This is a genomic window from Corallococcus sp. Z5C101001 (assembly GCF_007352635.1).
Classification (GTDB): domain Bacteria; phylum Myxococcota; class Myxococcia; order Myxococcales; family Myxococcaceae; genus Corallococcus; species Corallococcus silvisoli.
The window spans coordinates 1-16,876 of record NZ_VKLU01000013.1; the positions used below are offsets into that span (position 1 = coordinate 1).

The 16,876-nt window shown below is 69.3% G+C and carries 18 protein-coding genes; 16 read left to right on the top strand and 2 right to left on the bottom strand.

From position 1 onward, the window contains the following. The first annotated feature begins 155 nt into the window (after positions 1-155). From FOF48_RS26980 to FOF48_RS27055, 16 genes are all read left to right on the top strand, one after another. Entirely contained in the window at positions 156-587 is a 432-nt protein-coding gene (locus FOF48_RS26980; protein ID WP_143906077.1) for a VOC family protein, read from the top strand. Between the two features lie 9 nt (positions 588-596). Then, positions 597-959 carry a helix-turn-helix transcriptional regulator gene (locus tag FOF48_RS26985; RefSeq protein ID WP_143906079.1) on the top strand — a complete coding sequence of 121 codons (363 nt, stop codon included), beginning with the start codon at positions 597-599 and terminating at the stop codon, positions 957-959. A 241-nt stretch (positions 960-1,200) separates the two neighbouring features. Then, positions 1,201-1,812 carry an acyl carrier protein gene (locus tag FOF48_RS37270; protein ID WP_255442728.1) on the top strand — a complete coding sequence of 204 codons (612 nt, stop codon included), beginning with the start codon at positions 1,201-1,203 and terminating at the stop codon, positions 1,810-1,812. Then, positions 1,805-2,272: a 3-hydroxyacyl-ACP dehydratase FabZ gene (gene fabZ, locus FOF48_RS26995; protein ID WP_143906081.1), complete on the top strand. Its 468-nt coding sequence runs from the start codon at positions 1,805-1,807 to the stop codon at positions 2,270-2,272. The genes FOF48_RS37270 and fabZ overlap by 8 nt, the downstream gene beginning before the upstream one ends. 19 nt (positions 2,273-2,291) lie before the next feature. Beyond that, positions 2,292-3,035 (top strand): MBL fold metallo-hydrolase, encoded by a 744-nt coding sequence (locus FOF48_RS27000; protein WP_143906083.1) that lies wholly within the window; start codon positions 2,292-2,294, stop codon positions 3,033-3,035. Beyond that, on the top strand, positions 3,032-4,237 hold the full coding sequence (locus FOF48_RS27005; RefSeq protein WP_143906085.1) for a beta-ketoacyl synthase: 1,206 nt from the start codon (positions 3,032-3,034) through the stop codon (positions 4,235-4,237). The genes FOF48_RS27000 and FOF48_RS27005 overlap by 4 nt, the downstream gene beginning before the upstream one ends. Beyond that, positions 4,234-5,406 carry a beta-ketoacyl synthase N-terminal-like domain-containing protein gene (locus FOF48_RS27010; RefSeq protein ID WP_143906087.1) on the top strand — a complete coding sequence of 391 codons (1,173 nt, stop codon included), beginning with the start codon at positions 4,234-4,236 and terminating at the stop codon, positions 5,404-5,406. Before FOF48_RS27005 ends, FOF48_RS27010 begins: the two co-directional genes overlap by 4 nt. Continuing rightward, on the top strand, positions 5,403-5,846 hold the full coding sequence (locus FOF48_RS27015; protein WP_143906089.1) for a 3-hydroxyacyl-ACP dehydratase FabZ family protein: 444 nt from the start codon (positions 5,403-5,405) through the stop codon (positions 5,844-5,846). Before FOF48_RS27010 ends, FOF48_RS27015 begins: the two co-directional genes overlap by 4 nt. Then, positions 5,839-6,588 carry an SDR family oxidoreductase gene (locus tag FOF48_RS27020; RefSeq protein WP_143906091.1) on the top strand — a complete coding sequence of 250 codons (750 nt, stop codon included), beginning with the start codon at positions 5,839-5,841 and terminating at the stop codon, positions 6,586-6,588. Before FOF48_RS27015 ends, FOF48_RS27020 begins: the two co-directional genes overlap by 8 nt. Then, positions 6,582-7,358 carry an SDR family NAD(P)-dependent oxidoreductase gene (locus FOF48_RS27025; protein WP_143906093.1) on the top strand — a complete coding sequence of 259 codons (777 nt, stop codon included), beginning with the start codon at positions 6,582-6,584 and terminating at the stop codon, positions 7,356-7,358. Before FOF48_RS27020 ends, FOF48_RS27025 begins: the two co-directional genes overlap by 7 nt. Before the next feature lie 67 nt (positions 7,359-7,425). Beyond that, positions 7,426-8,661 (top strand): beta-ketoacyl synthase, encoded by a 1,236-nt coding sequence (locus FOF48_RS27030; RefSeq protein WP_143906095.1) that lies wholly within the window; start codon positions 7,426-7,428, stop codon positions 8,659-8,661. A gap of 40 nt (positions 8,662-8,701) precedes the next feature. Then, positions 8,702-9,967, top strand: a complete 1,266-nt coding sequence (locus tag FOF48_RS27035) for a beta-ketoacyl synthase (RefSeq protein WP_143906097.1) — start codon at positions 8,702-8,704, stop codon at positions 9,965-9,967. Next, entirely contained in the window at positions 9,964-10,710 is a 747-nt protein-coding gene (locus tag FOF48_RS27040) for an ABC transporter ATP-binding protein (RefSeq protein WP_255442731.1), read from the top strand. Before FOF48_RS27035 ends, FOF48_RS27040 begins: the two co-directional genes overlap by 4 nt. Then, complete coding sequence (locus FOF48_RS27045; RefSeq protein ID WP_143906098.1) at positions 10,707-11,933, top strand: ABC transporter permease; 1,227 nt, start codon at positions 10,707-10,709, stop codon at positions 11,931-11,933. The genes FOF48_RS27040 and FOF48_RS27045 overlap by 4 nt, the downstream gene beginning before the upstream one ends. Positions 11,934-11,952: 19 nt before the next feature. Next, positions 11,953-12,693 (top strand): outer membrane lipoprotein-sorting protein, encoded by a 741-nt coding sequence (locus FOF48_RS27050; protein WP_143906100.1) that lies wholly within the window; start codon positions 11,953-11,955, stop codon positions 12,691-12,693. A 4-nt stretch (positions 12,694-12,697) separates the two neighbouring features. Continuing rightward, on the top strand, positions 12,698-14,026 hold the full coding sequence (locus FOF48_RS27055) for a hypothetical protein (RefSeq protein WP_235685569.1): 1,329 nt from the start codon (positions 12,698-12,700) through the stop codon (positions 14,024-14,026). 108 nt (positions 14,027-14,134) lie between these two features. Here the strand turns inward: FOF48_RS27055 and FOF48_RS27060 are convergent, their stop codons facing one another. Together FOF48_RS27060 and FOF48_RS27065 are read right to left on the bottom strand one after the other, a co-directional pair. After that, positions 14,135-15,076, bottom strand: coding sequence for a hypothetical protein (locus FOF48_RS27060; protein WP_143906102.1), 942 nt, complete (start codon positions 15,074-15,076; stop codon positions 14,135-14,137). Positions 15,077-15,270: 194 nt separating this feature from the next. Further along, positions 15,271-16,839 (bottom strand): ATP-binding protein, encoded by a 1,569-nt coding sequence (locus tag FOF48_RS27065; protein ID WP_186002089.1) that lies wholly within the window; start codon positions 16,837-16,839, stop codon positions 15,271-15,273. Positions 16,840-16,876: the final 37 nt, after the last annotated feature.

The window sequence follows — 16,876 nt, forward strand, 5'->3', positions numbered from 1 at the left end:
CTCGTAGCGCATCATCTCGCCTTGCCTCCTTGCGGAGACAACAACCGGCGCTCCCACATCCATCAGACACGGCCTAGCGGCCCCGGTTGAAGAACGTTAACGTCAGGGTCAATCATTCACCCTGACGTTAACGACTCATCCCAGGAGCCACCACCATGAAGCAGACGCCCAAGGGCTGGCCGCGCATCTCCTCCAGCCTCTTCTACGAGGACGCCTCCGCCGCCATCGACTGGCTGGAGCGCGCCTTCGGCTTCCAGACACGGCTCAAGGTGGAGGGCCCGGGCAACACCGTGAAGCACTCGGAGCTGATCTACGGCGACGGCGTCATCATGGTGAGCTCCGCCCGGCAGCACGACGCCCATCACAGCCCCCGTCCTCACGGCGGCCTCAACACCCAGACGCTGATGGTCTACGTGGACGACGTGGACGCCCACTGCGCCCACGCGCGCGCGGCCGGCGCCGTCATCATCCAGGAGCCCGAAACCAAGAACTACGGCGACGACTGGGGCACCAACCGCACCTATGGCGCCACGGACTCCGAAGGCCACCGCTGGTGGTTCACCCAGCGCGTCGCCGGTCCGGCGTAGCCCCAGGCCATGCCCGCCCCCTCCGCGCTCGACCGCACCCTGGCCGCCCTCGCGGACCCCACGCGCCGGGGCGTGGTGGACCGGCTGCGGCGGCGGCCCCACCCCGCCGGTGAGCTGGCCGCCGCGTTCGGCATGAGCCCGCCGGCCATGTCCCGCCACCTGCGCGTGCTCCGTCAGACGGGGCTGGTGGAGGAGCACGCCGACGCGGACGACGCCCGCGTGCGCGTCTACAGCCTGCGCCCGGAGCCCTTCTCCGCCCTGCGCGGCTGGCTGGACGAGGTGGAGTCCTGCTGGGCGGAGCCGCTGGACGGCTTCAAGGCCCATGCGGAGCGCACGCGGGGCACGAAGCCACCGCGAGGCCGCAAGTCCTGACGGCCCCTCCCCGCGGACCCCGCCCGCCAGCACCCCAACGGCACCCCGCGCTTCGACCCGCCCGGCCCCGGCGGCCACCTGCTGGAGACCTTCGAGGAAGACGCCTTCGACTCTGGAGCCGGTGGCGGTTGGCACACTTCCGCCATGCCTGTGTTTCGCGGCGAGGCTTGTGTCACGCGTGGAGATGCGCCGCGTCCCCAATCACTGACGGGAGCGCAGGGAAATCTCCACCTCCGCCTGATTGAGCCAGCGCTGCGCTGCGCTGAGTCCCTCCTTCGCGGAGACCAACGCGGGCGCGGGGGCGGACACCCTGGGCTTCACGCCAGACACCGCGACGGTCGCCGAGTTCAAGGCGGACACCCTACGGGTCATTCCAGTCCCTGGAGTGGGTTCCTCAGTCATCCCCGACCTCGCTGGAGACCTGCGCGGGCGCAAATACTCGCGTCTTGAGAAAAATGGACTGAACAGGTCCTGGCGCGACATCGCATCGCCAACGGTGATGTCAGACGTGCTCGATACGTTGACTCTTCAACGCAAGGAGCAGTCGATGCAGGTAGACATCAACGAACTGAAGGCCGGATTGAAGTCGATGATTGTGGATCGCCTGCGGCTGAGCATCGCTCCCGCGAGCATCCCAGACGGCGCGCCGTTGTTCGGAAGCGGCACCGCCGAGTTCGCGGGCCTGGCGCTCGACAGCGTCGAGGCGTTGGAGATCGTCGTCGGCATCGAGGAGAAGTGGGGCGTCGTCATCGCGGACGACAGCGTGTCCAAGGAGTTCTACTCCATCGACACGCTCGCGGCGCTGGTCAGCCGGTTGCTCGCCGAGGGCGGCAAGAAGGCCGCCAGTGCGTGACACGCCGACGGAGTCCTCCAGGCTGGGCGTCCTGGAGCTCCTCCAAATCCTTCCGCACCGCTATCCGATGCTCATGGTCGACCGGATCGACGACCTGAGGCCCGGCGAGTTCGCCGAGGGCATCAAGTGCGTCACGGCGAACGAGCCCTTCTTCCAGGGTCACTTCCCCGAACACCCCATCATGCCGGGGGTGCTGATCGTCGAGTCCATGGCCCAGGTCGCGGGCGTCATGCTGCGCGCGCGGAGCCTCCCCGCCCCGGAGGCAGGCTCGAAGCCGGCGCGCCCGGGGGTGATGGCGAGCATCCAGCGGATGCGCTTCCGGCGTCCGGTGGTCCCGGGTGACCAGCTCCGCGTGCGGGCCACGCACCTGAAGAGCCTGGGCACCATCCATCAAGTGAAGGTCGAAGCACTCGTGGGCGAAGAACTCGTCGCCGACGGCGAGCTGATGCTCGGCTCCTAGTCTCGGGGAATACACCTCCATGCTCTTGAATGTCTTGATCCAGGGAAGTGGGTTCCCGCGGCTGCGCTCCACGGTCACCCTCCTCCAATCACAGAAGCGGAACATCCTGGTGGACAGCGGCCTGAGCGACGATGCGGGACGGCTGGTGCTCGCGCTCAAGGAACGGGGGTTGACCCCGGACGATGTCGACGTCGTCGTCGCCACGCATCTGCACTACGACCACTGCGGCAACCACCTGCTGTTCCGCAACGCCCGCTACATCGTGGGGGCCAAGGACTTCATCGAGAACGCGAGGTTCATCGAGGCCTACCACCAGGATGCCACGCCTGGAAAGACAGCCACCTCCGACCTGCTGCGCGAGCACTACCAGACGGTGAAGGACTTCTACGTCCGCTCCATCGTGCGCGAGGTGTCTCGAAACATCGAGTTCTACAACCGGGTCCTCGAGCGGGACGCGCGCTTCGTCCCCATCGAGGGCAGTCATTGGCTCACCGAGGAGGTCGAGGTATTGCCCACGCCGGGCCATACCCACGGCCACATCTCCATCGTCGCCCATGGCGCCCGGACCGACAGCGAGGAGGCGCCGAGGAAGATCCTCATCGCCGGGGATGCGCTCTTCACGCGCAAGACGCTGCTGGAGGACGCGGAGCGGGAGCTCCAGCTCGCCCAGGACACCGCGCTGTACAGCCACACGCGCAGGAAGCTGCTGAGCGAGTACCGCCACATCATCCCGGGCCACGACGGACTGGTGGAGGCCCCATGACCGCGCATCGGGTCGTCATCACGGGGATGGGAGTGACCGCCGCCAACGCGCTGTCGACAGGCGCGCTCGCGCGGGCCCTGGAGGAGCGGCGCAGCGGAATCCGGGAGACGGCGGCCTTCGGGACGGAGGGACGGGCGCGGACGGCCGGCGAGGTCGACCTGCCCGGCCCCCCCCTCGACGCAGAGGACCGGGTGTCACGACTGGCCCTCCATGCCGCCGAGCAGGCCCTCCAGGACAGCGGCCTCGCGCCGGGTGGACGCTGGAGCGAGGACACGGGGGTGATGATCGGCACCAGCCGAGGGCCGGCGCTGTCGCTCGAACGCTTCATGCGCTCCGGGGATGCGGAGGCACGACGCAAGCTCTTCGCGGAGGTCCCCTTCTCGTCCATCGCCCGCAACATCGCGACCCGGTTCGGGCTGGGCGGCGTCCTGTCCACCGTGACGATGGCCTGCGTCTCCAGCAGCCTCGCCATCGGGCGGGCCGTGGATGAGATCCGCCGGGGTCGGGCGTCGCTGATGGTGGCAGGGGGCGCGGACGCGCTGACCCAGCTCAGCTTCAGCGGCTTCTCCGTGCTGCGGGCGATGACGCCCACGGTGTGCCGCCCCTTCGACCACCGCCGCAATGGGATGGTCCTGGGAGAAGGCGCGGGGATCCTCGTCCTCGAGGCGCTGGAGCACGCGCGCCAGCGGGGCGCGAAGATCCACGCGGAGCTGTGCGGCTGGGGGACGGCCGGCGACGCGCACCACCCCACCAGTCCCCACCCGGAGGGACGCGGCCTCCAGCAGGCGATGGCCAGCGCCCTGCTCCAGTCCGGACTGACGACGGAGGAGATCGACTTCGTCAACCTCCATGGCACCGGGACGCCGGCCAATGACCCGGCGGAATGTCATGCCCTGCGCCAGGTCTTCGGCGCGCGGACCGCGTCGCTGCCGGTCAACTCCCTCAAGCCCTACTTCGGTCACACCCTGGGCGCCTCGGGCGCGCTGGAGCTCATCGGCTCGTTGCTGGGCATGGAGCGCGACTTCATCCCGCCCACGCTCCACTGCGAGGAATTGGACGCGAAGTGCGACGTCGACGTGGTCCGGGGCGAGGGGCGCAAGCGCCACATCGACGTTCTGATGAGCACCAAGTCCGCCTTCGGTGGGGCGAACGTCGCCCTCATCGCCCGGCGTCTCCCGGAAGCCGGGAGGGAGGGACGATGAGCCGGACCATCGTCATCAGTGGGCTCGGAGCGGTGTGCCCGGCGGCCGCGGGTCACGAGGCCCTGTGGGAGCTCTTCCCGCGAGACGGCCATGAGCCCGTCGGCACCGTCGCCCCAGAGCGGATTCCGGACGCGGTATTCGACAACCAGCCCGCGCAGCTGCGGCACATGGACCGGCTCGGGCGCATCTCGCTCGCCGCCACCACCCTCGCCATCGAGGACTCCAGACTGGCGACGTCGCCTGGGGATCCACGACAGACGGGCGTCGTCTTCGCCTCGGGCCATGGCTGCCTGCCCACCAACGAGGAGTACCTGGAGGGCATCCTCGAACGGGGTCCCCGCTACGGCAATCCGGTGGTGTTCCAGAACACGGTCACCAACGCGGCCACCGGCTATCTCTCCATGGTGCACGACCTTCGCGGCCCCACCGCGACGTTGTGCTCTGGCTGGGCAGCGGGCCTGGAGGCGCTGCGCTTCGGCGGGCAGCAGATCGACGAGGGCAGGGCCGAGCGGATGGTCGTGGGAAGCGCGGACACGGTCAGCCCGAGGCTCCTGGAGGGGCTGTCGCTCCAGGGATGGCTCGGCCCCCCGGGAATGACGCGTCCGTACGCCGAGGAATCCAATGGCATGCGGGTCAGCGAGGCGGCGTGCACCCTCGTGCTGGAGGAGCAGTCGCGGGCCCGGGCGCGGGGGGCGCGCGTCTACGCGGAGGTCGCCGGCACCGGGCAGCGCGGAGGCCCGCCCCAAGCGCAGGCGCGGACGCTGGCCCACGCCGTGAGGGACGCGCTGTCCCTGGCGGAGATTGAACCCGAACGGCTGGGCGCCGTGTTCTCCAGCGCGAATGGCCGGCGGGACTTCGACGCATGGGAGTACCGCGCGCTCCACGAGGCGCTCGGTGAGCACGCGGCGCGGGTGCCAGTGACCTGCCCCAAGGCGGTCCTGGGCGAGACATTCAGCGCCTCGGGCACGCTGGCCGTGCTGCTGGCCGCGCTCGCCCTGGACACCGGCTGGGTCCCGGGCATTCCCGGGAGCCCTCGACCGGGTCCCGGATCCGAGCTCCGGCTCGTGACAGGCGCGGCGCGGCGACTCACCCCCGAGTGGGTGCTCGTCACCGCCCTGGGCGCGGAGGGCAGCGCCGTGGCCGTGGTGCTGCGTCGGAGTCGCCCATGAGCGACCACCCCATGGCCCCCATCCTCGGGGGGACGCCCCACCGGTTTCCCATGCTCCTGGTCGATGCCGTGGAGGAGCTCGCCCCAGGGCATGGCCGCGCGCGCAAGCTCGTCAGCGTCAACGAGGTGCTGTTCGAGCGCTTTGGAGACGCACCTCCCGCCCTGCCCTCCGCGCTGCTGGTGGATGCCTTGGGGCAGGTGGCCATCATGCTCCTGCGCGGGAGCGACGCCACGGCGGCCTCGGTCTGGTACCTCGGCGGCATCGAGGCCATGACCTTTCACGCCCCCATCCCGGCCGGCAGCGAGCTGCGGATGGAGGCGACCGTCCTCAAACGCTGGCGGGCCACCGCCCGGATCCAGGTCAAGGCCTGGCTCGGCGCGGAGCCCGTCGCCAGCGGATTCATGGTGCTTTCTCAGGGAGGGGCTGGACGCAATGACTAGCGCGGAAATCCACACACCATTCGTCGAGGGCCTGCTCCACCAGAAGGTGGCGCTCGTGACAGGCGCCGGGCAACCCATCGCCGATGCCATCGCACGGCGCTACGCCCGGGCGGGCGCGAAGGTTGCCCTGGTGTTCCTGCCCGAGCACGAGGACGCGGCGGCGCGGCTCGCGACCCACCTCGGCGCCGGGCTGGCCCTGGCTTGCGAGCTGTCGGACGCCCAGGCGGTGAGCGCGGCGGTCCGCCGCGTCGCCACGGAGCTGGGAGGCGTCGACGTGCTCGCCAATGCCTACCTGGGTCGCGCACCGGGCCGGTTGAGTGAACAGGTCGCCGACCAGTGGCGACTCACCATCGAACGGCAGCTCAGCGGCACGGCCTGGTTCTGCAAGGAGGTCATCCGCCCGATGATGCGCAAACGCGCGGGGAGGATTCTCAGCCTCCTGGACGTCGCCTCGGGAGGCGCGAACAGGGTGGCCGCCGAGGGGATCGCCGCCATGACCCGCTCGCTGGCGAACGAGGTATCGCGCCAGGGCATCTCCGTGAACACGCTGGCGGTCCACCTCCTACCGGAGGAGGCCGAGCAGCTGCCCCCGGCGCAGCGCGAACGCCTCGGCGGAGAGCTCGGTCCCCTGGGGCGGCCAGGAAGCGCGAAGGAGATCGCCGAGGCGGCGCTCTTCCTCGTCACCAGCGCGGCGAATCTCACGACGGGACAGCGCCTGTCGGCGACCGGAGGTTCATGGTGAGTCACAGCGAGACGACAAGACAGCGATTCCAGGGACAGGCGGTCATCGTCACCGGCGCCTCGCGAGGCATCGGCAAGGCCATCGCCATCGCGTTCGCCTCCGAGGGGGCGGACGTCGTCCTCAACTACGGCAGCAACGCGGAGGCCGCGCGTCAGGCCGCCGCGGAGGTCGAGGCGACGGGACGGCGCTGCGTGCTGGTGCCCGGCTCCGTGGCGAGCCCCGATGTCCCAGAGCGGCTTCGGGAGGCGGCCCTCTCCAGCTTCGGGCGCATCGACGTGCTGGTGAACAACGCCGGCATCAGCCGGGATGGGCACTTGATGATGATGCCCGTGCCGTCCTGGCGGGAGACGGTGGACGTCAACCTCCATGGCGCCATCGCCTGCTGTCAGGCGGTCATCGGGCCCATGGTGGAGCAGGGCCGTGGCTCCATCATCAACATGTCCTCCACCGCGGGGGTTCGGGGACGCGCGGGCCAGGTGCCCTATGCGGCCACCAAGGGCGCGTTGATCGGCCTGACCAAGACGCTGGCGGGGGAGCTGGGCCCCCAGGGCATCCGGGTCAACTGCGTGGCGCCCGGCTTCGTGGACACGGAGATGGTGTCGGGGCTGATGAATCGCCCGGGAGTCCGCGAGGGATTCATCCAGGCCACGCCCATCCGCCGGCTCGGCGCGGTGGAGGACATCGCCCAGGCCACGCTCTTCCTCGCCTCGTCGGAGAGCGCCTACGTGGTCGGAGAAGTGCTGCTCGTGAATGGCGGTTTGACGATGTAGCGCGCGCCGTCGGCACGGGACCGGAGCGGCTCCGCGGAGACGCGCAATCACATTCGAGAGGAACAGGATGAGCACCAGGGTCGTCGTCACGGGAATTGGCGTTCTCACGCCCATCGGAAACAACCTGAAGGAGTTCACGGAGGGCCTGCGTGCGGGGAGGGATGGCATTGCCCCCGTCACCCGCTTCGACGCCAGCAAGCATCGCTGTCAGTCAGCCGGGGAATTGAAGAACATCGACTTCTCGGCGCACTTCAGCGCCGGGGAGTTGCCCCACCTCAGCCGGGGCACCCAGATGATCCGCGTGGCGGCGGCCCAGGGGCTCGCGGCCTCGGGACTGACGTTGACCGACGCGGAGCGGGAGCGCGCCGGGGTGGTGCTCGGGACCAACCTGGGCGGAATGCCGGCGGCGAAGGAGGGCTACGCCGCGCTCCATCACCCCTACCGCAAGGGCCGTGCGCGCGAGGACGAGCCCTGGCGCTCGCTGGTGCTCGACAGCTTCATCTGCGCCATGAGCGACCAGGTGGCCCGCCATCATGGGCTGGGAGGGCTCAGTCTGGTCATGTCCACCGCGTGCAGCGCGGGCCTGCATGCGCTCGGCGTCGCGGTGGATGCGATCCGGTCGGGTCAGACCGAGGTGATGTTCTCCGGAGGCGTGGACCCGCTCAGCGAGATGCCCCAGGCCGGCTTCGGAGTCCTCCGCTCGCTGGCGAGCGACAAGCTGCGGCCCTTCAGCAAGGACCGCGACGGGACACTGCTGGGTGAGTCCGCCTCGTTCTGGGTGTTGGAGAGCGAAGCGCATGCGACCCGACGGGGGGCGCGCATCCTGGCGGAGCTCGCCGGCCATGGCGGCTCCACGGACGCCTACCACATGACCCGCCCGGACGAGACGGGACGCGGTCCCGCGCGAGCCATGCGGGCCGCGCTGGCGGATGCCGGCATGCGGCCCGAGCAGATCGGCTACATCAAGGCGCACGGCACGGGCACGCCGGCCAACGACATCATCGAGACCCGCGCCATCAAGCAGGTCTTCGGCGAGCGGTGCCAGGTCCCCGTCAGCTCCATCAAGGCGATGATTGGCCACAGCCTGGGTTCGAGCGGGGCCGTGGAGGCCGCGGCGGCGGTGGTGGCGCTCAACGAGGGCTTCCTGCCCCCCACGCTGCATCTGGAGACGCCCGACCCCGAGTGCGACCTGGACTATGTACCCCATCGCAGCCGGCCGGCGCGGGTGGAGGCCGTCCTCGCCAATGCCTTTGGTTTCGGCGGAAACAACGCGGCCATGGTCTTCCGGCGCTGGGAGGCCTGAGGTGTCTCGAGAGCTCGAAGACGGAACGGAGAGGCAGACGATGAATGGCTCCACGCGGAGGACGGGGGACGAAGGGCAGACGCGGATTGTCATCACGGGCATGGGGGCGGTGTCGCCCTACGGAGCGGGTGCCCCGGCCCTGCTGAGCGCGCTCGCGGAGGGGCGCGGCGCCATCCGCCCCATCGAGGACTTCGATGCGTCCGGGTGCGCGTGCAAGCAGGGGGCGCGGGTTCCCCAGGGGAGCCTCGCGGCGCTAACAGGCTCCAACAACCTCCGGCGCGCGCCCCGGGCCACGCAGTTCACGATGCTCGCCACCGAGGAGGCGCTCCAGGGCGCGGGGTATGGCCCGTCCACGTGGGACTCGGAGCGGGTGGGCGTGTTCCTGGGCACGTACCGGGCGATGACCGAGGTCAGCCAGGACATCTGGCATCGCATCATCACGAGCGAGCCCCGCTTCGTCCAACCGCTGCTGTTCCAGGAGACGGTGACGAACGCGGTGGCGAGCGCCCTCAGCATCCGCTGGGGCTGGCACGGCACCAACTACGCCATCAGCGCGGGAAACGCGTGCGGGTTCCAGGTGCTCGCCCTGGCGGCGCGCGCGCTGAGGAGCGGGAGGGCCGACGCCATCATCGCGGGCACGTTCGACCTCTTCACCGAGGCCACCCACTACGACATGGACGACATCGGCATGCTGAGCGACGCCAACGTGAGCCGCCCGTTCGACTCGCGGAGGGATGGCCACATCCTGGGCGAAGGAGCCGGGGTGGTGGTGCTCGAGACGCTCGCGTCCGCGAGGGCGCGAGGAGCCACCGTCCTCGCGGAGCTGGCGGGGCTGGGCGTGGCGCATGACGGGCATGCCTTCGCCCACCACCACCCCGAGGGCCGGGGGCTCGCCTCCGCGATGGAGCAGGCGCTCCGGGAAGCGGCCTCATCCCCCGGGGACGTGGGCTATATCGCCGCCGCGAGCAACTCCACGCAGTCGCTGGACCGGGCGGAGGTGGCCGCGCTCCGGACGGTGCTGGGCCCGGCGGCGAGCACCATCCCCATCAGCAGCCTCAAGGCGCTCACCGGCGAGGCGGAGTCCGCCAGCGACATGTTCAACCTGCTGGCCTGCGTCGGCGCGGTCCGGGGCGGTGGGTTGCCCGTCCAGGCGGGCACCGACCAGCCGGAGTTCGAGCTGAACCTGGTGCGACAGCCCCAGGCACACCCGCCGGTCCGTGCGGCACTGGCGCATTCCTATTCGTTCGGAGGCAACGCCGGCGCGGCGTTGATCCGGGCCATCCAGCCGATGGAAGAACTGACATGAGCCACTCGAATCAGGCCGCGGACACCGCGGGCATGGCGACGAGCACGGCGGGGGCGGAGGTGCTCCTGTCCTTGAGCGACATCAAACGGGACTACGTGCTGGGAGAGACGAAGGTCCAGGCGTTGAAGGGCGTGTCCCTGCGCATCCACCGGGGCGAGTTCGTGGCCATCTGGGGCCCCTCCGGCAGCGGCAAGTCCAGCCTGATGAACATCCTGGGGCTGGTGGACGCGCCCTCCTCCGGGGAGGTGACGCTGGAGGGTCTTCCCGTCAGCCACCTGTCGGACGACGCGCTGGCGGACCTGCGCAGCCGGAAGATTGGCTTCGTCTTCCAGAGCTTCAACCTCATCCCCGTGCTCAGCGCGCTGGAGAACGTCATGGTGCCGCTGCAAATCCAGGGCGTGGCCGACCCGAAGGCGCGCGAGCGGGCCACCCAGGCGCTCAAGGACGTGGGGCTGGAGGGCCAGCTCCACGCGCGCCCCGACAAGATGAGCGGCGGCCAGCGCCAGCGCGTGGCGATTGCCCGCGCGCTGGTCACCTCGCCCTCCATCGTCGTGGCGGATGAACCCACGGCCAACCTGGACTCCGAGAACAGCGTCATGGTGGTCGAGCTCATGCGCGAGCTCAACCGCACCCGGCGCGTCACCTTCATCTTCACCACCCACGACCCGCGTCTGCTGGAGCTGGTCGACCGCAAGCTCCTGCTCAAGGACGGCCTGCTCCGCACGGACGAGAGTCTTCGATGAACTACTTCACCATCGGCTTCCGAAACCTCCTGAAGAACCGCCGTCGGAGCCTCGCCACCCTCATCTCCGTGGGGTTCGGCTTCGCCTCCATCAGCCTCTTCGCGGGATACATCCACAACGTGTATGCGGGGCTGGCCCGGCAGGCCATCCAGGGAGAGCTGCTGGGGCACCTGACCGTGATGAAGAGCGGCCTGCGCACCGAGGGCAGGCTCCACCCGGCCCGATACATGTTCACGAAGGAGGACCTGGCGCGGGCGGTGCCCATCCTCCAGCAATACCCGCACACGGTGCTCGTCACGCCCCGCATGTCCCTCAGCGGCATCGTGTCCAACGGCACGGCGTCCACCATCTTCGTCGGCGAGGGGCTGGTGCCCGAGGACGTGAAGAAGCTCCAGGGGGACTTCCAGCGCAAGCTCGCGGGGGACCTCAAGGCGGACAACCCCATCGGCGTGGCGACGGCGGAGGACCTCGGGAAGATCCTCGACCTGAAACCGGGGGACTCGGCCTCCCTGCTGGTCAGCACCGTGACGGGTCAGGCCAACGCGCTGGACGTGGACATCGTGGATTCGTTCAACACGGGCAACGCCGGCACCAATGACAAGTTCGTGTACCTGCCCTTCGACCTGGCGAAGTCGCTGTATGACTTCGATGGCGCCGAGCGACTCATCGTCCTGTTGAACGACAAGGAGCTCACGGAGCAGGCCCGGACGGACCTCACGGCCCGGCTCAAGCAAGCGGGCTTCGACGTGGAGATCAAGACGTGGCTGGAGCTTTCGAGCTTCTACTCCCAGGTGAAGCGGATGTTCGACATGATCTTCGCCTTCATCTTCAGCAACGTCTTCATCGTGGTCATCATGAGCATCGTGAACTCCATGACCATGACGGTGGTGGAGCGGACGCGGGAGATCGGCACCCTGCGGTCGATGGGCCTGCGCGGCTCGGGCATCCTCCGGCTCTTCACCACGGAGGCCTTCGTCCTGGTGGTGATTGGCTGCACCGCGGGAGTGCTCTTCACGTTGCTGGTGCGCCTGGTCATCAACAGCGCGGGCATCACCTATACGCCTCCGAACTCCTCCAACGTGGTCAAGCTCATGGTCGACCTCGACGTGCCCCGGATGGTGAGGGCGTTCCTCATGCTCTCGGTCCTGGGAGTCACCGCGGCCTTCTTCCCGGCGCGCAAGGCCTCCCGCAAGCCCATCATCGACACGTTGGGCCATGTCTGAGCGCACGAGGGAGGCCATCATGAAGAACACCTTATTTCTCATCGTCGGGCTGGTGCTGTCGGCGGGGTCCGCTCGGGCGGCGACGCCGGATGCCATGGACATCCTCAAGGCCTCGGACCGGGCGCGGGGAGGCGGCCTCCCTGGCATCCGCTGGACGGTCCGAATCGTGTCGGTCAACGGCTCGGACGCGGAGCCCGAGCGGGTGCTCACGCTGAAGGCCACCGCCACCTCGAGCCTCGCGGAGACCCGCGAGCCGGTGCGGTTCAAGGGCTCCAAGCTGTTGCAGGTGGACCGGAACATGTGGATGAGCCGGCCGGGCCTCCGCAAGCCCATTCCCATCTCCCCCCGCCAGAAGCTCTCCGGGCAGGCCTCGCAGGGCGACATCGCCTCCACCCACTACGCCGTCGACTATCAGGGGAAGCTGCTGCGCGAGGAGGAGGTGCTCGGCGAAGCCACGTATGTGTTGGAGCTGACGGCCATCAACAAGTTCTGCACCTATGACCGCATCACCTACTGGGTCTCCAAGGAACGGATGGTGGGGGTGAAGGCGGACTTCATCTCGCTCTCCGGCAAGCGGCTGAAGTCCGCCACCTTCGAGTATGGCAATCAGCTCTCCCACGAAGGGAAGACGTTCCCCTTCGTGAGCAAGATGACCCTCAAGGACGCGCTCACGTCCGCCGAGACGACGCTGGTGTACTCGGACGTGCAGGTGACGGAGCTGGCCCGCGCCGAGTTCGACGTCAACCGCCTGGGGAACTGAGCCGATGCGAGCGCGGCGAATCGCGGAGACCGCCACGTCGGGCCTGCCGCTGCTGGCGGCCTTGCTGGCGGGATGGGGGGCACCGGCCGCAGCCGGCGGCTTCCAGTCCCTTCAGGAGAAGACCACCTACAGCCTCCAGGTCCTCGCCCATGACACCGAGCGAGGACTCCAGGAGGACAGCCTCCTCAACCCGGGGAACCGCATCGCCCGTCTTCCTGGGGGACAGACGGAGGTGGAGCCCCGGTTGGATTTGAAGCTCACCACGGAGGCGGTGGTGCTGAGCGTGAAGCCGCGGGCCCGCTTCGAGTGGCGGCGCTTTGAAGACGACGGGCCGGAGACGCGGCTCGATGCCTGGGTGAACCAGTGGTCCCTGACGGCCTACCCGCACCAGGAGCTCGCCGTGTCGGTGGGCAGGGACCTCCTCACCTGGGGGCCCTCCAACTTCCGCTCTCCCAGCAACCCCATCTACTTCGAGAACGGGCGGAACAACCCCATCCGGGAGTTGCTCGGAGTGGACGTGGCCCAGGTGGCCTGGTCCCCCGCGCCGGAGCTGTCCCTGACGCTGATGCACGTCTTCGGCGACGGGCGGGGCGACTGGCAGTGGGAGAAGGACGAGGGCTTCCAGGCGCTGTCGCTGCTGAAGGTGGACTTCACCGCGGATGTCTATGTCGCGAGCGTGAATGCCTCGAAGCGGTGGTCCGACGAGCATCCGCGTTTCGGAGCGTTCGGACAGGCCACCGTCAGCGAGGCGCTGCTCGTCTATGTGGAGGCCGGGCTGCGGCAGGGGACGTCCGCGCTGTACCCGGAGACGCTGCCGACCCCGGTGGGAGGGGCGTTCGTGCCCCGACATGCCGGAGACCCGCGGCTGTTCTATTCCGCGCTCGTCGGTGGAGGCTACACGCTGGACTCGGGCCACACCGTCTATCTGGAGTACCTGACCAACAACGAAGGCTACCGGTGGGCGGACGGCGTGCGGTACTTCGACATCGCCGCCAGCGCTTCGGATTCACTGGCCTCCCATTCCCCTGACTCGGCGCTCGCGGGCCAGACGTTGGGGGCCGCGCTCGGCAACGGGCTGGCGCTTCAGGGGCGCCACTACCTGTTCCTCCAGGTGCAGAACAACCCGACCGACAGCGGGCCCACCTGGCAGCTGCGCTACTCCCTCAACCTGGTGGATGGGAGCGGACAGGCGTCCGCGTATGTCGAGTGGAGCGTGCTGCCCCGACTGGCGCTCTTCGGGGTGGGCGTCATCAACCACGGCAGCAACCGCACCGAGTTCCACTCCCTGCTGAGCCAGTCCCTCCTGGTGGGAGCCAAGGGCTACGTCTTCTAGGGCATGGGCCGTCCTGCTCGTCGGCGACCGCGAGCTGCCCGAGGGCCCGGGCGGGTCGAGGAAGCGACCCGCCAGGTCGATCTCCGGTCTGGAGCGCAGGGACAGCCCCTAATTGCAGGCGCCGCAGTCCGCCGCGCAGCTGTCGGGCGTGTTGCCCGTGCCGCACTTCTCCGTCAGCTGGCACACGCCGTCGCCGCAGCGGTAGATGTCCTGGGGCAGCATGCGCGTGGTGATGGGGCGGTAGTTCACGCCGTTGTACTTGCAGCGCGTGTAGTACGTCCGCGTGGCGTCCAGCGTGCAGTAGTACCGGCACGCGCCCACGTGCTTCATCGGCGCGCACGTCGTCGTCTCACTCCAGGACGACAGGCCGCACGTGCGCACCGTACTCTCGTCGTAGCTCAGGTACGCGCCGTCATTGGCCGCGAACGTGCCCTCGCCCGTGAAGAGATTGCCAAAGAAACACGCCTCGCGCTCCGCGTAGGTGTTCAGCTCGTCCGTCGAATACGGCATCTCCCCGCCCACCGCGTCGCGTCCCAGGACGGAGATGTTCACGTGCACGCCGTACTTGTTCGCGTGCGCCGCCAGGCAGGCGCTCACCACCTGCTGCTCCGCCAGCGTCGCGGGCTGCCCTCCTGCCCACCCTGGCGCCAATCCCAGACTCCCGTGCCACGTGTAGTTCGTGCCGGCCGGCGATTGGTACGACAGCGTGGCCCCCGCCGCCATCGAACACTGCACCACGTAGCGCATCACCATGTCCGCCAAAGCGGGGTCCTGCGTGAACCATGTCTGGAAGCCATTCGTCGACAAGCCATTCGTCGACAGGCCATTCGTCGACAAGCCATTCGTCGACAGGCCATTCGTCGACAAGCCATTCGTCGACAGGCCATTCGTCGACAGGCCATTGGTGGAGACCAACCCCTCCGCGGACCGCCCCAGGGAGACGTCCTCCTCTGTTGCTGGCGCGCCACAACCCACCAGCGCCGCGGCGAGCCACAGCGCCGCCCAGGAAGAAGAACGAAACAAGGAGATACGTGGGGGAATGAGGTGCATGAGGACTGCCTCCGCGTGGGTGGCCGCGCGAGCCGCACGGCCTGATCAATCGGTAAACGCACTCCAACGAGACGAGCAGGTCTCCTGCCCCCGCGGCCCATCCCCTTCGGTCGTTCGCACAACACGCGCGGCGTGTGGCGGCGGACGCTCCCCCGTTCACCGCATGGCGGCGAACGGTCACCCCTTCCAAAAGATCAGGCGGTTCGAGTGCGACCCCTGCCTGACTTCACCTTCGCCTTCGGACGCGGCGGACGAGGCAGCAGCACCGTGAACGTCGTGCCGTCCTTCTCCGATGACGTCACCTCCACCAGCCCGCCGTGCGACTGGACGATCTCCTTCACGATGAACAATCCCAGCCCCAGCCCGCCGTTGCGGCGGCGCCCGTGCTCGCGCTCACCCTCGCCCTGGCGGAACGGGTCGAACAGGCGTTCGCGCAGCTCCTCCGGGATGGGCGTGCCGGGGTTCTGCACCTCCACCACCTGATGGTCTCCCTTCGCGAAGCAGCGCAGGAACACCGGCGCCTCCGCGCTGCCGTGCTCCAGCGCGTTGCCCACCAGGTTGGACAACACCTGCGCCAGCCGCTCCGCGTCCCACTCACCCTCCGCCTTGCCGTCCACGTCCACCGCGATGGCGCGGTCCGGGTACGCGGCCGAGAGCTCGTCCACCACCTGCTTGCACACCGCCCCCAGGTCCGTGGGGCCCTTGCGCAGTGGAATGCCGCCGGCCAGCCGGGCGCGCGTCAAATCCAGCAGGTCCGCGATCATGTTCCCCATGCGCGTCGCGGAGGACTCGATGCGCTGCGCGTGCTGGCGGTGCTGCTCGGTGGTGCACTCCAGCGGCCCCCGGCGCTTCTGCGCCCGCGCCGACAGCACGATGGCGTTGAGCGGGTTGCGCAGGTCATGGCCCAGGATGCCGATGAAGCGCTCGCGGAAGCGCGCCTCCTCCACCATCGTCTCCATCTGCCGGGTGCGCTCGGTGACATCCATCATCGAGCCAATCATCCGCACCGGCCGCCCCTCGTCGTCGCGCGCCAGCACGCCCCGGTCCAGCACATGCGCCCAGCTGCCGTCCGCGCGCTGGAAGCGGTACTCCTCGTTCCACACGTCGCCGGTGGACGCGACGAACTCCATCAGCTGGTCCACGACCCGGTAGCGGTCGTCCTCGTGCACCCGCTCGCCCCACCAGCCCAGGTTGTGCTCCAGCACGGACGTGGCGTGACCGAACGCATCCCCCGTGCCCGGGTCCCACCGCACGCGGTCCGTGGCGAAGTGCCAGTCCCACAGCACGTCGTGCGTGGCCCGCGTCGCCAGCCGGTAGCGCTCCTCCGCCTCGCGCAGCGCCCCCACCGTCTGCTCCGCCCGCGCCAGCGCCTGCTCCACCTCGTGCCGCGCCGCCCGCTCACGCTCCGCCTGCTGCGCGTCCGCCGCCTGGCCTTCGTCGCGCGGGAGCAGCCACAACACCAGCCCGTCACCGTGGCGCACCACCACCGCCTGCCGCCGCGCCGCGTCCCCCGGCAACAGCCCCACGTGCGGCACGCCGCGCGTCAGCACCCGCGCGAACGCCGCCACGTCGAACAGCGCGGTGCCCTCCCGCATCCACAGGGACAGGTGACGGCCCAACTCCAGCGAACGCACCCACCCCTCCGCGGGGACGTTCATGGACGTCCAGCGAAAGTCGAGCACCTCACCCGTCTCCCCGTGCAATGGCTCGAGGAGGATGCAGGGAGTCTCATTGTCGGCGGGCAGTTCCCACGCGGGGGCCATGCCCGGGCCCCAAGACAAACCCATCATCGTGCTCCCC

Coding starts and splice junctions, on each gene's coding strand:
- FOF48_RS27025 (WP_143906093.1), top strand. CDS start 6,582: ATGGTGAGTCACAGCGAGACGACAAGACAGCGATTCCAGGGACAGGCG.
- FOF48_RS27000 (WP_143906083.1), top strand. CDS start 2,292: ATGCTCTTGAATGTCTTGATCCAGGGAAGTGGGTTCCCGCGGCTGCGC.
- FOF48_RS27065 (WP_186002089.1), bottom strand. CDS start 16,839: ATGGCCCCCGCGTGGGAACTGCCCGCCGACAATGAGACTCCCTGCATC.
- FOF48_RS26985 (WP_143906079.1), top strand. CDS start 597: ATGCCCGCCCCCTCCGCGCTCGACCGCACCCTGGCCGCCCTCGCGGAC.
- FOF48_RS26980 (WP_143906077.1), top strand. CDS start 156: ATGAAGCAGACGCCCAAGGGCTGGCCGCGCATCTCCTCCAGCCTCTTC.
- FOF48_RS27035 (WP_143906097.1), top strand. CDS start 8,702: ATGAATGGCTCCACGCGGAGGACGGGGGACGAAGGGCAGACGCGGATT.
- FOF48_RS27050 (WP_143906100.1), top strand. CDS start 11,953: ATGAAGAACACCTTATTTCTCATCGTCGGGCTGGTGCTGTCGGCGGGG.
- FOF48_RS27015 (WP_143906089.1), top strand. CDS start 5,403: ATGAGCGACCACCCCATGGCCCCCATCCTCGGGGGGACGCCCCACCGG.
- FOF48_RS27005 (WP_143906085.1), top strand. CDS start 3,032: ATGACCGCGCATCGGGTCGTCATCACGGGGATGGGAGTGACCGCCGCC.
- FOF48_RS27040 (WP_255442731.1), top strand. CDS start 9,964: ATGAGCCACTCGAATCAGGCCGCGGACACCGCGGGCATGGCGACGAGC.
- FOF48_RS27010 (WP_143906087.1), top strand. CDS start 4,234: ATGAGCCGGACCATCGTCATCAGTGGGCTCGGAGCGGTGTGCCCGGCG.
- FOF48_RS27020 (WP_143906091.1), top strand. CDS start 5,839: ATGACTAGCGCGGAAATCCACACACCATTCGTCGAGGGCCTGCTCCAC.
- FOF48_RS27055 (WP_235685569.1), top strand. CDS start 12,698: ATGCGAGCGCGGCGAATCGCGGAGACCGCCACGTCGGGCCTGCCGCTG.
- FOF48_RS27030 (WP_143906095.1), top strand. CDS start 7,426: ATGAGCACCAGGGTCGTCGTCACGGGAATTGGCGTTCTCACGCCCATC.
- FOF48_RS27060 (WP_143906102.1), bottom strand. CDS start 15,076: ATGCACCTCATTCCCCCACGTATCTCCTTGTTTCGTTCTTCTTCCTGG.
- FOF48_RS27045 (WP_143906098.1), top strand. CDS start 10,707: ATGAACTACTTCACCATCGGCTTCCGAAACCTCCTGAAGAACCGCCGT.